This window comes from Nocardioides sp. W7, assembly GCF_022919075.1.
Lineage (GTDB): Bacteria > Actinomycetota > Actinomycetes > Propionibacteriales > Nocardioidaceae > Nocardioides.
In genome coordinates this window covers 1,522,859-1,536,591 of the sequence record NZ_CP095078.1, presented here as the reverse complement: position 1 = coordinate 1,536,591, position 13,733 = coordinate 1,522,859, and the positions used below count along the sequence as shown (strand labels likewise).

Below are 13,733 nucleotides of genomic sequence, written 5' to 3'. Positions count from 1 at the left end.
CAGTGGTGGCCCGCCTGACGGCGGACCACGTTGAAGCACACACTTCACCCACGGCCGCCCACGGGCGGCCGTTGTCGATTTCTCGGCGCTCCCGTGGGCCCTCACCCCAGGAGCTCCACCATGACCTCTCGCCACCTCTCCCTCCTCAAGCCCAGCGGCCACCTGACCCTCGGCAACCTGCTGGGCGCGCTCCGCCCGATGGCGGCCGCCCAGGACGACGCCGACTGCGTGTACGGCGTCGCCGACCTGCACGCGATGACGATCACCCACGACCCCGTCGTCCTGCGGGCCCGGACCGCGGAGCTGGCGACGCTGCTGCTCGCGGCCGGCCTCGACCGGAGCACGCTCTTCGTGCAGAGCCGGGTCCCGGCCCACGCCCAGCTCGCCTACCTGCTCGAGTGCGTGACCACGACGGGCGAGCTGAACCGGATGATCCAGTTCAAGGAGAAGGGTCGGGGCGTCGGGTCCACCCGGGCGTCGCTCTACACCTACCCCGCGCTGATGGCGGCCGACATCCTGCTCTACCGGCCGGCCCGGGTGCCGGTCGGCGATGACCAGCGCCAGCACGTCGAGCTGACGCGTGACCTCGCGCTCCGCTTCAACCGGATGTACGGCGAGGTCTTCACCATCCCCGAGATCGTCACGCCGGCCGCCGGCGCGCGGGTGATGGACCTGCAGGACCCGACGTCGAAGATGGGCAAGTCGGCCGCCGACACCGCCGGGGTGATCCAGCTGCTCGACTCCCCCGACGTCGTACGTCGCAAGGTGTCGCGGGCGGTGACCGACTCCGACACCGGCTCCGAGGCCGTGCGGATCGACCAGGACCGGAAGCCGGGCGTGACCAACCTGGTCGAGATCCTGCTCGCGTGCGGCGGCTCGACCGCGGGACTCACGACGTACGGCGCTCTGAAGAAGGCCGTGACCGACGCGGTGGTGGCCGAGCTGGAGCCGCTGCAGCAGCGGTACGCCGACCTCGCGGCCGACGCGGCGTACGTCTCGCAGGTCTACGCCACCGGCGCGGCGCGGGCCCGGGAGCTGGCGGCACCGGTGCTCGCCGCCGCCGAGGCCGCCATCGGACTGTGAGTTGAACGCGTTCAGTTTTGCGCTACAGTGAGGTCACCACGCGCTCTGAACGCGTTCAACAAAGGAGATCGAGATGAGCTGGACCGTCTGGACCTACGTCGTCTACCTGCTGGTGACCGTGCCGCTGACGATCTGGGTGGCGACCACTCTGTCGCGCAACGGCAAGGTCTTCCTCGAAGACGTCTTCGCCGGGAACGACCGGCTCGCCGAGGCCGTCAACACGCTGCTGGTGGTCGGCTTCTACCTGCTCAACCTGGGCTTCGTCAGCCTCTACCTGCGCATCGGCACGGCCGTCCCGGACGCCGCCGGGGTCTTCGAGCAGCTGAGCGTGAAGGTCGGAGTCGTCACCCTGGTCCTCGGCGTCCTGCACTTCTTCAACGTCTACGTCTTCAACGCGATCCGCCGCCGCAGCCGGATGGAGACGCTCCGCAGGGCCCCGGTCCCGCCGCCGAACCAGATGCCGCCGTACGCGGCGCCGTACCCGGCACCCGGGCGCTGATCGTGCTCCACGACCCGGCCCTTCATCGGAGGTGGCTACCCTGAGCCTTGTGCCGGATCCTGCCGCCCGTTCAGCGAAGGCCGAGCAGACCCGCAGCACCATCTTGGAGTCGGCGATGCGGCTGTTCCGTCGCGACGGCTACGACCGGACCACGATGCGGGCGATCGCCGGCGAGGCCGGGGTCTCCGTCGGCAACGCCTACTACTACTTCGCCTCCAAGGAACACCTGATCCAGGCGTTCTACGACGGGATGCAGGACGAGCACGCCGACGCTGCCGCCGGCGTGCTGGAGCGGGAGACCTCCTTCGACGCGCGGCTGCGCGGGGTCCTGGAGGCGTGGCTGGAGGTCGCGGCGCCGAGCCACGAGTTCGCGGGTCAGTTCTTCAAGAACGCCGCGGACCCGCGCTCCCCCCTCTCCCCGTTCAGCGCCGAGTCCGCACCCGCCCGGGCCGCGTCGACCGCCCTCTACGCCCGGGTCGTCGAGGGTACCGACCTCAAGCTCCCCGCCAACCTGCGCCGCGAGCTGCCCGAGCTGCTGTGGCTGCTGCAGATGGGGGTCGTGCTGTTCTGGGTGTACGACGACAGCCCCGACCAGCGGCGCTCGCGCGAGCTGGTGTCCCGGCTGGTGCCGATCGTCGACCGGATGGTGCGCCTCTCCCGCCTGCCGGTCGTGCGCGGCCTGGTCGACGACATGCTCGGGCTGGTCGCCGCCCTGCGGAGCTCCGGACCCCAGTGATCGAGCAGGTCAGGCGCCCTGGCGCCTGACGTTGTCGAGATCCGGTGAGTCTCCGCATGGCGGCGGGTTGGGGTGTCCTCTTGGCACCAGGCTGGTTCGAAGACTTTCAATGAAATAAGGGGCTCGTCGTTCGCAGCACTCGTCGCACCTGGTCGCGGTTGCTGGTCGGCTCACGGTTGCTTCGGGTCGACCGTCGTGGTCACCGCTGTGGATGAACACCCTGGTCTGTCGGTGGGCTTCACTACAATACTGGTATGGCCAACGGGGAGCTGCTCGACTGCGATGACGCAGCTGCGTTGCTTGCGTTCGTGCGCGCCCGCCGCACCGTCGCGGCCCGGGCGGAGGCCGACTTGTTGGCGTCCGCGGTGGCCTGGGCGGCGATGCACTCGACCGAGTCCCTCGATGAGGCCGCGAGCCTGGTTCCGGGCAGTCAGGAGCCGGTCGCGATCGCCGGGGAGGGCGCCCCGTTGATTAGCGAGTTCTCGGTGTTGGAGTTCGCTGCCGCCCTCGGTCTGTCGACCGATGCCGGGCGGATCCACCTCGGCGATGCGGTCGAGCTGGCGCACCGGTTGCCGAACCTCTACGGCCGGGTCCAGGCCCTCGACCTGCCGGTGTGGAAGGCCCGCCGGATCGCCAAAGCCACCAACGACCTCCCCATGGAGGGTGCCGCGTACGTCGACGCGCACCTGCACGCGGTGGCCCACAAGGTCTCGATCGCCCAGCTCGACCGCACCGTCGAGGAAGCCCGGGTCACGTACGACCCCGCCGAAGCTAGAGCCCGGCGGGAGGCGGCCTTCGAGAAGCGGCACTTCGACATCGACCGCCAGCAGGTCTCCTTCGACGGCACCGTCGACGTGCACGGCACCCTGGACCTGGCCGACGCCCTCGACCTCGAAGACGCCGTCGCCCGCCGCGCCCGCGAACTCGGCCAGCTCGGCCTCGACGTGCCGGTCGACATCCGCCGCTCGATCGCCGTCGGCGACCTCGCCCGCCGCCAGCTGTCCCTGGAACTCAACACCGGGGAGCCCGCCGCGGACGACCCGCGGCGGAAGCGGCCCCGGCAGGTGCTGCTGCACGTGCATCTCTCCGAGGCAGCCCTCGCCGGGGCCGGGAACGAGCTGCACCTGGCTCGGGTCGAGGAGACCCGCTCGTTCGTGACGGCCGAACAGGTGAAGACCTGGTGCGCCAACCCCGACACCCAGGTCGTGATCAAGCCGGTCATCGACCTCGACGGCCACGTCCACGTCGACGCCTACGAGACCCCGGACCGGCTCCGCGAACGCCAGGTCCTGCTCCAACACACGTGCGTGTTCCCGTGGTGCCGCAAGCCGGCCCGACGCTGCGACTGCGACCACATCGACCCAGCCGCCCGCGGCGGACCCACCTGCGACTGCAACATCGCCCCGCTCTGCCGCCGCCATCATCGGGCGAAAACGCACACCAGGTGGCGCTACGACAAGCTCGACGACACCACCGTGGTTTGGAGGAGTCCAAACGATCTGAGCTTCAACCGCGATCACCTCGGCACCACCGAGATCACCCCGCACCCCTGAGGGACGTTCGCTCCCCAGGGGCACGGGTGCGCATCGAGACCGCTCGGCGGGCTACGGGTCCCCGGGGCCCATTCCTTGGTCGTAGACCGCGGGCATCCCGGTCGTCCAACCTCGGTGCGCTCGTCGTCCACGTAGCCCCTGCCCGCCATCAGCGGGCCATCGCTCCGGCCGGACACCGGAGCCCGCGAGCCGGTAGGGCAGGTCGACGCCGCCACGCCCACCAGCACCTCCTTCCCGTCCACACCCCTGACGGCGGCGAGCGCGGCGACGGAGCGCGCTCGCGCCAGCTGCCACTCACGGAAGGGGCGGGCTCGGGGATGTCGTCGGACCGCGACCGAGCCAGGCGGTGCCGTCCAGGGCAGCGCTCCCTCAGGATGCGGGAGACGACCCGGCCTGGCGTCGCGCATCGCGCTCGGCGAGCTCCTTCAGCGTGTGCAGCTGCTTGCGCATCATCACCAGGTCGCCCCAGGCCAGGGCCTGGGCGCGCACGCGTTCGAGGGGGCTGCCGGCGGCGACCGCGAGGCGGCAGACGATGCGCGAGTCGGCACCCGACGGCTCGGCGGCGAAGGTCATCGCACAGGGGCCGAACAGCCTGCGGCCGCGGGCGTCGGTGAGCGCGGTCCACTGGTGCGCGACGTCGTACGACGTCAGCGTGAAGACCTTCGCCATCGCCTGTCCGAGGACGAGCTCGTCGGCTCCGCGGGTCAGCTCGCGCGGGGAGCCCCGGCCGCCGTTGTCGATCCAGTCGTAGGAGTACGGCGCCACCGCGACCTGGCACAGCCAGCGCCAGGTGAGCGGCACGGGAGCGGCGACGTCGACCGCGCGCGTGAGCAGCAGCGGCCGGTCGACCAGGGTGTCGGCCGGGTAGGGCCGGGCGTGCTCGTCCGGGGTGGCGCCCCAGGCGAGCGGCAGCATCACTGGCCCTCGGCCAGCTCGCGCGAGCGGTCGCGCGCCGCCTCCATGGCGGCCAGGAACGCCGCCCGCACCTTGTGGACCTCCAGCTCGCGCAGCGCGGCGGCGGTGGTGCCGGCGGGCGAGGTGACCTGCTCGCGCAGCACCGTCGGATGGGTGCCGGTCTCGCGGAGCATCTTCCCGGAGCCGACGACCGTCTGGATGACCAGGTCGGTGGCGGTCGCGCGCGGCAGTCCGAGGTGGACCCCGGCCTCGATCATCGACTCCACCACGAAGAAGACGTACGCCGGCCCGCTGCCCGAGATGGCCGTGACCGCGTCCTGCTGACGCTCGGGGATCCGCAGCACCTTGCCGACCGAGCCCATCAGCTCCTCGGCCTCGGCCAGGTGCTCCTCGCTGCAGTGCGAGCCCGGCGAGATCGCGGCCATCCCCTCGTCGACCAGCGCCGGCGTGTTCGGCATGACCCGGACGACGGCGACGCCGTCGGGCACCCGCGACTCGATGAACGCGGTGGTGATGCCGGCGGCGAGCGAGACCAGCAGCTGTCCGGGTCGGAGCGCGGGAGCGATCTCGGCGAGCACGTCGGCCATGTCCTGCGGCTTGACGACCAGCATGACGGTGTCGGCCTTGCGGGCCGCCTCGACGTTGCCGACGACGGCGACGCCGTACCGCTCCTCGAGCTCGCGGGCGCGCTCGGCGCGCTTCTCCCCGACCAGCAGGTCATCGACCCGTCGACCTGCGCGGACCAGGCCGGACAACAGGGTCTCGCCCATCACCCCGGCACCGACGATGGCGGTCTGCGAGCTCATCAAACTCCTCGGGAGGCGACTACTTCTTGGAGATCAGGGACTTGGCGAAGAATGACAGGTTCTGCGGGCGCTCCGCGAGCCGGCGCATCAGGTAGCCGTACCACTCGGCGCCGTACGGCACGTAGACCCGCACCGTCTCGCCGGCGTCCGAGAGCCGCCTCTGCTCCTCGGGGCGGATGCCGTAGAGCATCTGGAACTCGTACGTGCCGGGCACCCGGTGGTACCGGCTGGCCAGCGACGACGCGATCTCGACCATCCGCGGGTCGTGGGTCGCGATCATCGGGTAGCCGCGACCCGCCAGCAGGACCTTCAGGCAGCGCACGTAGGCCTTGTCGACCTCGAGGCGGTCCTGGAACGCGACCGACTCGGGCTCGGAGTAGGCGCCCTTGCACAGCCGCACCCGGGAGCCCTCGTACGCCAGGGCCCGGCAGTCGGCCTCGGTACGACGCAGGTAGGCCTGCAGCACCGCCCCCGTCTCGGGGAAGTCCTTGCGCAGCTCGCGCAGGATCGCCAGCGTCGCGTCGGTGGTGGTGTGGTCCTCCATGTCGATCGTGACCGTGGTGCCGGCGTTGCGGGCCGCCCGGCAGATGGTGCGGGCGTTCTCGAGCGCGATCTTGGGCCCGCCCCCGAAGCCGGCGTCGTCGGGCAGGGACAGCCCGATGGCGGTCAGCTTCACCGAGACCTCCGCCCCCGGCGTCAGCCCCGCGGTGGCCAGCTCGCGGAGCAGGACGACGTACGCCTCGACGGTCGCGTCGGCCTGGTCGACGTGGAGGGTGTCCTCCCCGAGGTGGTCGAGGGTGGCCCGGAGACCGTCCTCGGCGAGCCGGGTGGTCGCCGCGACGGCCGACTCCGTCGTCTCGCCGGGCACGTAGCTCGTCACGATCCCCGAGGAGACCGGGAGCGTGCTGACGAGCGACTTGAGCCACCCGCTGCGAGACATCAGCAGGATCGGCTGGCGGAGCATCGACATGCCCTCAGGCTACGTGGCCCTCCCGCCGCTCCGGGTGTTCTCTCGGCAGCGGCGGTCAGGGGGTACGACGGCGCAGGGTCGCCGCCCCGAGCGCCAGGCCGGCGACGGCGACGGCCAGCACCACCGCCAGGTCCCGGACGACCTCGCCGATCGCCGCGGACCTGGTGAGGTGCTGCATCGCGTCGGTGGCGTAGCTCAGCGGCAGCACGTCGCTGATCGCGCCGAGCACGTCCGGCAGTGCCGCGCGCGGCACGAACAGGCCGCAGAGCAGGATCTGCGGGATCACGATCGCCGGCATGAACTGCACCGCCTGGAACTCCGTGCCGGCGAACGCGCTCACCAGCAGCCCGAGCGCCGTACCCAGCAGCGCGTCGGCGACCGCGACGGCGGTCAGCAGCCAGATCGGGCCCCGGACCTCCAGTCCGAGCAGGCCGACGCTGACCGTCACGGCGAGGACGGACTGGACCGTCGCCACCAGGCCGAACGCGAGTGCGTAGCCGCCCAGGAAGTCGAGCTTGCCCATCGGCATCGCGAGCAGCCGCTCGAGGGTGCCACTGCTGCGTTCGCGCAGCGTCGTGACGCTGGTGACCAGGAACATCACGATGAACGGGAAGATCGCCAGCAGTCCCGGACCGAGCCGGTCGAAGGTGGCGGGAGCCCCCTCGAACATCCACCACAGCAGGGTGATCAGCAAGCAGGGCAGCACCAGCAGCATCGCCATCGTGCGCCGGTCGCGGCGCAGCTGGGTGAGCACCCGCACCGCGACGGCGGCGGTGATCCGGGGGTTCATGCCGCGTCCACCAGGGCCAGGAAGGCGCCCTCCACGTCGGTCGCCCCGGCGCGCTCCTTGATCGCGGCCGGGCTGCCGTCGGCGATGATCCGGCCCTCGCGCATGAGTAGCAGCCGGTCGCAGCGCTCGGCCTCGTCCATCACGTGGCTGGAGACCAGCACCGCGGCGCCGTCGTCGGCGAGGCGGTGGAAGAGCGCCCAGAGGTCGCGGCGCAGGACCGGGTCGAGCCCGACGGTCGGCTCGTCGAGGACCAGCAGCGCCGGGGTGCCCAGCAGCGCGACCGCGAGACTCACGCGGGAGCGTTGCCCGCCGGAGAGCCGGCCGACCACGTCGTCCCGATGCCCGGCGAGGTCGACGGCGGCGGCCGCGCGCTCGACCTCCGCGGCACCGGCGCCGAGCACCCGGGCGAAGAAGCGGAGGTTCTCGGCGACGGTGAGGTCGTCGTACACGCTGGCCGCCTGGGTGACGTAGCCGACCCGGTCGCGCAGCTCGCGGCTGCCGGCGGGTCGGCCCAGCACCGAGACCTCCCCGCCGTGGGTCCGCTGCACCCCCACCAGCGCCCGCAGCAGCGTCGACTTGCCGCAGCCCGAGGGGCCGAGCAGCCCGGTGACGCCGCCGCCGATGGTCAGGTCGAGCCCGTCCAGCACCGGGCGACCTCCGCGGACCACCGTCAGACCCCGCACCTCGACGTTATTCACCGTGTGATGAATTATGCGCCGGGTGCCGCGCCAGCGGAAGGGGTCAGGGAAGCGGGCCGGACAGGTAGCCCTGCAGGACCGGGGCGTACGTCGCCACCAGCGTCTCGGCCGGAGTGGACGCGAGCGGCTCGACGGCGAGGACGTAGCGCAGCATCACCAGGCCCACGAGCTGGGAGGCGACGAGCGCCGTACGCCGCTCGGGCTCGTCCAGCGCCAGGCCGGCACCCACCGGCCCGAGCACCATCCGCACGAAGCCGTCGCGGACGAGGTTCTGCCGCTCGGGGTCGGCGATCCCCCGGATCAGGACCAGCAGCGGCAGCCGGGCCTCCTCGTCGTCCCAGACCGAGACGAACAGCCGCATCAGCCGCTCGCCCGCCCCCTCGACGCCACCCTCGATCACGGGCAGCACGGCCACCCGCGGGTCGACCCGCAGCTCGAGAGCGGCGACGAACAGGTCGTCCTTGGTGCCGAAGTAGTGGTGCACGAGGGCGGCGTCCACGCCGGCGTCCGCGGCCACCCCCCGGACCGAGGTGCCGGCGTACCCCTGGGCCGCGAAGCGCGCCCGGGCCGCCGCGAGGATCGCCGCCCGGGTGTCCGGGGCACCGGGCCGACGGCCGCGGCGCGCGCCACTCATCCGCGGCCAGTCATCAGGGCGTCGTGACGGCGAAGTGCTCGCGGGCGAACTCCAGCGACTCGCGCAGGTCGGCCTCGCGCTCCTCACGCGTGCTGCACCGGCGGGTGTTGATCTCGAGGATGATCTCGCCGGAGAATCCGGCGGCCGCGATGTGCCGCAGGAACGCCGCGGCGCCCATCGCACCGCGGCCGGGCACCAGGTGCTCGTCCTTGGCCGAGCCGGTCCCGTCGGTGAGGTGGACGTGGCGCAGCCGGTCCCCCAGCCGGTCGGCCATCTCGATCACGTCGGACTGGGCGATCGCCGCGTGCGAGAGGTCGATGGTGGTGTTGGCGTAGGGCTCCGCCGAGGGGTCCCAGCCGGGCAGGTACATCTCCATGCCGCGCTTCTGCGAGGCGCGCCAGGGATACATGTTCTCCACCGCGAAGGCGATGCCGGTCGACTCCTCCAACGCGGCGATGCCGTCGACGAAGCCGGCGGCGTACTCCTTCTGCCACCGGAACGGCGGGTGTACGACGACCACCGCCGCACCGACCTCGTGCGCCATCTCCGCCGAGCGCTCCAGCTTCCCCCACGGCTCGGTGCCCCAGACCCGCTGCGTGAAGAGCAGGCAGGGAGCGTGCACGGCCGAGACGGGGATCCCGTGGTGCTCGGAGAGCTGCAGGATCGCGCTGGTCTGCTGGCTCAGCGCGTCGATGCCGACCATCACCTCGACGGTGTCGTAGCCGACGGAGGCGGCGTAGCCGAAGGCGTGGGCCGAGGACTCGGGGTAGACCGAGGACGTCGACAGGCCGACCCGGACCGGGCTCACGGCGCGACCAGGACCGACATCTGGTCGAGGCGCTCGAGGATGACTCCCTCGCGCAGCGCCCACGGGCAGATCTCCAGCTCGGTCAGGTCGAAGATGTCCATGCAGGCCTCCGCGACCAGTGCGCCCGGCACGATCTGGTGGGTGCGGCTCGGGGAGACCCCGGGCAGGTCACCCAGCTCGGCGGGCGTCATCGCCGCCAGCTTGGGGATCCACGCGGTCAGCTCGCGCAGCGGCAGGCTGCGCGACGCCAGCGCGCCGTCGGCCGACGGCGCCGCGCCGCAGATCCGGGCCAGCGACCGGAAGGTCTTGGAGGTCGCCGCCGCCCGGTCGGGGCGGCCGGCGCGCAGCAGGTTGCCCGCGTCGCGGGCGATCTGAGCCCGGATCTCCTTGCGCACCCGACGGATCGCGTCCTCGTCCGGGGTCTCGCCGCCGAACCAGGTGCGGGCCAGCCGACCGGCTCCCAGGGGCAGCGACCAGGCCACGTCCGGCGCCTCGTCGCTGCCGCCCGCGATCTCCAGCGAACCGCCGCCGATGTCGAAGACCGCCAGCCGGCCGGCCGACCAGCCGAACCAGCGGCGTACGGCGAGGAAGGTCAGCCGGGCCTCGTCCTCGCCCGACAGCACCCCGATGTCGACACCGGTGCGCTCGCGGACGTGCTCGAGCACCGCGTCGGAGTTCGAGGCGTCCCGCACCGCCGAGGTCGCGAACGCGAGCATGTCCTCGCAGCCCTTGTCCTCCGCGACCAGCAGCGCGCCCGCGGTGAACTCCGTCAGCGCGTCGATGCCGACCTGGGTGACCGCGCCCGCGGCGTCGAGGTGCTCGGCGAGCCGCAGCGGCTGCTTGTAGGAGTACGCCGGGAGCGGCGCCGCACCGCCGTGGGCGTCGACCACCAGCAGGTGGCCGGTGTTGGATCCGATGTCGAGGACGCCCACGCGCATGACTCCAACGTACCCGTCGCGCGCCGGCCCGTACGCTGGACGGGTGCCCGAGGTCGACCTGGTGTTCCCCCGCGCCTGGGTGGAGTTCGTCAACCCGGCCGACGAGACCGAGCTGATGCGGTGCGACTTGACCTGGCTCACGTCGAGCTACACCTGCATCTTCGGGCAGGGCTGCCCCGGCATCTACGCCGACGCCCCCGACGTCGGGTGCTGCACCCTCGGGGCGCACTTCGCCGACGGCGAGGACGAGGAGCGGGTCGCCGGCTTCGTCGCCCAGCTCGACGAGGGGCTCTGGCAGCACAGGCCCGCCGGTGAGCTCCGCCGCGAGGACTGGGTGGAGCTCGACGACGACGGGGAGCGCAAGACGCTGACCATCGAGGTCGACGGCCAGCGGGCCTGCGTGTTCCACAACCGCACCGACTTCGCCGCCGGGGCCGGGTGCGCCCTGCACGCGCTGGCATACGTGCTGGAGAAGAACCCGCTGGAGACCAAGCCGGACGTGTGCTGGCAGCTGCCGATCCGGCGGACCTTCCGCGAGGTCACCGGGCCGGACGGAACGTCGTACACCGAGGTCTCGATCAGCGAGTACGACCGCCGCGGCTGGGGTCCCGGCGGGCACGACCTGGACTGGTACTGCACCGGCAACACCGAGGCCCACGTCGCCGTCGAGCCGCTCTACCTCACCTCGGCGCCCGAGCTCACCGAGCTGATGGGCCGGGCGGCGTACGACGAGCTCGTCCGCCACTGCGAGGCCCACCTGCGCTCCCGCTCGGCGCTCGCGCTGCACCCGGCCGACCCGCACTGAGGCTCTATCTCGACGTCAAGAGACCCGACCCCGCTGTCAAGGGCTCCGGCGGGCTCGCCCACAATCTTTTGTATGCGCTTGGACCACCTTTCTTACGCAGCCGGACCGGATGGCCTCGCGAGCACCGCCCAGCGCATCGGGGCCCTGCTCGGCCGGTCGTTCACCGACGGCGGTGTACACCCCCGCTTCGGCACCCGCAACATGACCCTCGGGCTCACCGGTGGCACCTACATCGAGATCGTCGAGGTGCTCGACCACCCGGCCTCCGACAAGGCACCGTTCGGCCAGGCCGTCCGGGCCCGCTCGGCGCTCGGCGGCGGCTGGCTCGGCTGGGTCGTGTCGGTCCCCGACATCACCACCGTCGAGGCCCGGCTCGGCCGAGAGGCCGTGCAGGGCAACCGGCACGTCCCCGACGGCACCGACCTGCGCTGGAAGCAGATCGGCGTCAACGGCCTGATCGCCGACCCGCAGCTGCCGTTCTTCATCGAGTGGCAGAGCCCCGTCGAGCAGCGGCCCAGCGCCGGCGCGGACGGCTCCTGCTCGCTGGCCTGCTTGGAGATCGCCGGCGACCCGCAGCGGGTCAGCGAGTGGCTCGGCGAGACCGTCGAGGCGCCCCTGGAGGACGTCAAGGTCGAGTGGGTCGCCCCGCACGGCACGCCCGGCGTGATCGCGGCGCAGGTGCAGACGCCCAACGGGCTCGTCCGTATCTGATCGAGCAGCCGACCGTGAGGAACGAACGGGCGGCGTGACGGACGTGTCGCACCCTCGCGGCGTCGCCCCCGGCGCTCGCCCCAGCCCGAACATCTGGCACCACCCGGCGACCTACGAGATCGAGAACCGCGCGGTCGACCCGGACGGCCTGATCGAGGCCGCGATGACCGCCCAGGCGTCCTGGGCCGGACGCGCGGTCCTGGACGTCGGCTGCGGCACCGGCTTCCATCTCCCGCGGTTCGCCGACACCGCCGCGTCGGTGGTCGGGATCGAGCCGCACCCCGACCTGGTGGCCATCGCCCGCCGGCGGGTCAGGCGGCTGCGTCGCGTGCAGGTGGTGCCGGGCAGCGCCCAGGCCCTGCCCGTCCCCGATGCGTCGGTCGATGTCGTCCACGCCCGGTGGGCCTACTTCTTCGGGCCCGGCTGTGAGCCCGGGCTGGCCGAGCTGGACCGCGTCGTACGACGGGGCGGCACGGCGTTCGTGATCGACAACGACCCGACCCGGTCGACCTTCGGCGGCTGGTTCCGCCGGTCCTTCCCGGACGTCGATCCCGAGGAGGTGCAGCGCTTCTGGTCGAACCGCGGTTGGCGTCGTACCCCCGTCGACATGCGGTGGTCGTTCTCCTCCCGCGCCGACCTGGAGGCCGTGGTCCGGATCGAGCTCACGCCCGACGTGGCCGAGCAGGTCCTGGGCGAGCACACCGGCACCGAGGTCGACTACGCCGTGAACGTCTGGTCGAAGCAGTACTGACCTAGCTCGAGCCTCGGACGGCGAGCGTCGGCTCCAGCAGCACGCCCCGGTGGATGGTGGGCGGATGGGCGAGCAGGCCCTCGAGGGCGGTGACGACCTCGGCGGCGACGACCTCCAGCGGCTGGCGCACCGAGGTGAGGCCGGGCGGGACCACCTGGGCGACCTGGGAGTCGTCGAACCCGACCACCGCGATGTCGCGACCGGCGAGCAGCCCGCGCTCGGAGAGGGTGTGCAGGACGCCCATCGCGAGCGTGTCGCTGGCGCAGACGAACGCCGAGGGGCGCGCCTCGTCTAGCAGCACCGCGCTCGCCTCCCGGCCGGACGAGACGGTGTCCTCCACGCGGGAGGCCAGGCCGGTGGTCGGCAGTCCGCGCGAGCGCATCGCGCGGCTCCAGCCGGAGCGCCGGTCCTCGCCGATGAAGGAGTCCTTGCGCCAGCCGATCCAGGCGATCCGCTCGTGACCCCTGTCGAGCAGGTGGGAGGTCGCCAGGTCGCACCCGGCGGCGCCGTCGACGTCGACCCACGGGTGGGCGGCCTCGGGATCGGCCCACGGCCGACCGAAGGCGACGAACGGCGCCCGGCGCGACTGCAGCCAGGCGGCCTGCGGGTTGCCGAGGTAGGTGTCGGTGACCACGAACGCGTCCACGGCCGTGGAGCGCAGCAGGTCGTCGTACCCCGCGAGCGGGTCGGCGGGCTCGCCCGAGAAGAGCAGCACGTGGTAGCCGGCCTCGCGGGAGGTCTCGACCAGGGAGTGCACGAACCGGTCCATCGTCGCGTTCGCCGTGCCCTCCTGGACCGTCATGATCCGCAGGCCGATGAGGTGCGAGGCGCGGGTGCGCAGGTTGCGGGCGGCCCGGTTCGGCAGGTAGCCGAGCGAGGTGATCGCCTCCTGCACGCGCAGCAGGGTGTCGCTGCGCAGCAGGTCGGGGTTGTTGACGGCGTTGGAGACGGTCTGTCGCGAGACCCCGGCCAGCTCCGCGACGTCGGCGAGGGTCGGCGGTGCCGACGGGACCCGTCCCGGCATCCTGCCCATCCG

General features: G+C 72.3%; 16 protein-coding genes. 7 read left to right on the top strand and 9 right to left on the bottom strand.

Annotated elements, in window-relative coordinates; translation table 11 throughout:
- Positions 1–120: 120 nt before the first annotated feature.
- From trpS to MUB56_RS07245, 4 genes are all read left to right on the top strand, one after another.
- Positions 121–1,083, top strand: a complete 963-nt coding sequence (gene trpS / locus MUB56_RS07260; RefSeq protein ID WP_244931235.1) for a tryptophan--tRNA ligase — start codon at positions 121–123, stop codon at positions 1,081–1,083.
- 73 nt (positions 1,084–1,156) lie between these two features.
- Positions 1,157–1,582, top strand: a complete 426-nt coding sequence (locus tag MUB56_RS07255) for a hypothetical protein (RefSeq protein ID WP_244931234.1) — start codon at positions 1,157–1,159, stop codon at positions 1,580–1,582.
- A gap of 49 nt (positions 1,583–1,631) precedes the next feature.
- On the top strand, positions 1,632–2,318 hold the full coding sequence (locus MUB56_RS07250; protein WP_244931233.1) for a TetR family transcriptional regulator: 687 nt from the start codon (positions 1,632–1,634) through the stop codon (positions 2,316–2,318).
- 254 nt (positions 2,319–2,572) lie between these two features.
- A complete protein-coding gene (locus MUB56_RS07245; RefSeq protein WP_244931232.1) occupies positions 2,573–3,871 on the top strand; it encodes an HNH endonuclease signature motif containing protein in 1,299 nt (432 codons plus the stop codon).
- Positions 3,872–4,240: 369 nt separating this feature from the next.
- Here MUB56_RS07245 and MUB56_RS07240 read toward each other — a convergent pair whose 3' ends face one another.
- The 8 genes from MUB56_RS07240 to MUB56_RS07205 are packed head-to-tail and all read right to left on the bottom strand — an operon-like array spanning position 4,241 to position 10,430.
- The gene (locus tag MUB56_RS07240) at positions 4,241–4,786 is read right to left on the bottom strand and encodes a hypothetical protein (protein ID WP_244931231.1); all 546 of its coding nucleotides are present in this window, start codon (positions 4,784–4,786) and stop codon (positions 4,241–4,243) included.
- On the bottom strand, positions 4,786–5,592 hold the full coding sequence (gene proC / locus MUB56_RS07235) for a pyrroline-5-carboxylate reductase (protein WP_244931230.1): 807 nt from the start codon (positions 5,590–5,592) through the stop codon (positions 4,786–4,788). The genes MUB56_RS07240 and proC overlap by 1 nt, the downstream gene beginning before the upstream one ends.
- A gap of 19 nt (positions 5,593–5,611) precedes the next feature.
- Positions 5,612–6,562 (bottom strand): proline dehydrogenase family protein, encoded by a 951-nt coding sequence (locus MUB56_RS07230; RefSeq protein ID WP_244931229.1) that lies wholly within the window; start codon positions 6,560–6,562, stop codon positions 5,612–5,614.
- Between the two features lie 55 nt (positions 6,563–6,617).
- Positions 6,618–7,352: an ABC transporter permease gene (locus MUB56_RS07225; RefSeq protein WP_244931228.1), complete on the bottom strand. Its 735-nt coding sequence runs from the start codon at positions 7,350–7,352 to the stop codon at positions 6,618–6,620.
- Entirely contained in the window at positions 7,349–8,050 is a 702-nt protein-coding gene (locus MUB56_RS07220; protein WP_244931227.1) for an ABC transporter ATP-binding protein, read from the bottom strand. The genes MUB56_RS07225 and MUB56_RS07220 overlap by 4 nt, the downstream gene beginning before the upstream one ends.
- A 43-nt stretch (positions 8,051–8,093) precedes the next feature.
- Positions 8,094–8,684, bottom strand: a complete 591-nt coding sequence (locus tag MUB56_RS07215; RefSeq protein WP_244931226.1) for a TetR family transcriptional regulator — start codon at positions 8,682–8,684, stop codon at positions 8,094–8,096.
- A 13-nt stretch (positions 8,685–8,697) separates the two neighbouring features.
- Entirely contained in the window at positions 8,698–9,492 is a 795-nt protein-coding gene (locus MUB56_RS07210; RefSeq protein ID WP_244931225.1) for a sugar phosphate isomerase/epimerase, read from the bottom strand.
- Positions 9,489–10,430, bottom strand: a complete 942-nt coding sequence (locus MUB56_RS07205) for a Ppx/GppA phosphatase family protein (protein WP_244931224.1) — start codon at positions 10,428–10,430, stop codon at positions 9,489–9,491. Before MUB56_RS07205 ends, MUB56_RS07210 begins: the two co-directional genes overlap by 4 nt.
- A gap of 43 nt (positions 10,431–10,473) precedes the next feature.
- Here MUB56_RS07205 and MUB56_RS07200 point away from each other — a divergent pair, with 43 nt between their 5' ends.
- The 3 genes from MUB56_RS07200 (at position 10,474) to MUB56_RS07190 (ending at position 12,697) form a co-directional block, all read left to right on the top strand.
- The gene (locus MUB56_RS07200) at positions 10,474–11,235 is read left to right on the top strand and encodes a hypothetical protein (RefSeq protein WP_244931223.1); all 762 of its coding nucleotides are present in this window, start codon (positions 10,474–10,476) and stop codon (positions 11,233–11,235) included.
- A gap of 72 nt (positions 11,236–11,307) precedes the next feature.
- Positions 11,308–11,946, top strand: a complete 639-nt coding sequence (locus MUB56_RS07195; protein ID WP_244931222.1) for a VOC family protein — start codon at positions 11,308–11,310, stop codon at positions 11,944–11,946.
- 34 nt (positions 11,947–11,980) lie between these two features.
- Positions 11,981–12,697 carry a class I SAM-dependent methyltransferase gene (locus MUB56_RS07190; protein WP_244931221.1) on the top strand — a complete coding sequence of 239 codons (717 nt, stop codon included), beginning with the start codon at positions 11,981–11,983 and terminating at the stop codon, positions 12,695–12,697.
- Position 12,698: 1 nt separating this feature from the next.
- Here the strand turns inward: MUB56_RS07190 and MUB56_RS07185 are convergent, their stop codons facing one another.
- Positions 12,699–13,721 carry a LacI family DNA-binding transcriptional regulator gene (locus MUB56_RS07185; RefSeq protein ID WP_244931220.1) on the bottom strand — a complete coding sequence of 341 codons (1,023 nt, stop codon included), beginning with the start codon at positions 13,719–13,721 and terminating at the stop codon, positions 12,699–12,701.
- Between the last annotated feature and the right edge of the window lie 12 nt (positions 13,722–13,733).

Bases quoted from the DNA above. Each gene is read 5' to 3' on its own strand.
- MUB56_RS07240 (WP_244931231.1), bottom strand. From the start codon at position 4,786: ATGCTGCCGCTCGCCTGGGGCGCCACCCCGGACGAGCACGCCCGGCCC.
- MUB56_RS07205 (WP_244931224.1), bottom strand. From the start codon at position 10,430: ATGCGCGTGGGCGTCCTCGACATCGGATCCAACACCGGCCACCTGCTG.
- trpS (WP_244931235.1), top strand. From the start codon at position 121: ATGACCTCTCGCCACCTCTCCCTCCTCAAGCCCAGCGGCCACCTGACC.
- MUB56_RS07215 (WP_244931226.1), bottom strand. From the start codon at position 8,684: ATGAGTGGCGCGCGCCGCGGCCGTCGGCCCGGTGCCCCGGACACCCGG.
- proC (WP_244931230.1), bottom strand. From the start codon at position 5,592: ATGAGCTCGCAGACCGCCATCGTCGGTGCCGGGGTGATGGGCGAGACC.
- MUB56_RS07230 (WP_244931229.1), bottom strand. From the start codon at position 6,562: ATGTCGATGCTCCGCCAGCCGATCCTGCTGATGTCTCGCAGCGGGTGG.
- MUB56_RS07255 (WP_244931234.1), top strand. From the start codon at position 1,157: ATGAGCTGGACCGTCTGGACCTACGTCGTCTACCTGCTGGTGACCGTG.
- MUB56_RS07195 (WP_244931222.1), top strand. From the start codon at position 11,308: ATGCGCTTGGACCACCTTTCTTACGCAGCCGGACCGGATGGCCTCGCG.
- MUB56_RS07225 (WP_244931228.1), bottom strand. From the start codon at position 7,352: ATGAACCCCCGGATCACCGCCGCCGTCGCGGTGCGGGTGCTCACCCAG.
- MUB56_RS07245 (WP_244931232.1), top strand. From the start codon at position 2,573: ATGGCCAACGGGGAGCTGCTCGACTGCGATGACGCAGCTGCGTTGCTT.
- MUB56_RS07185 (WP_244931220.1), bottom strand. From the start codon at position 13,721: ATGCCGGGACGGGTCCCGTCGGCACCGCCGACCCTCGCCGACGTCGCG.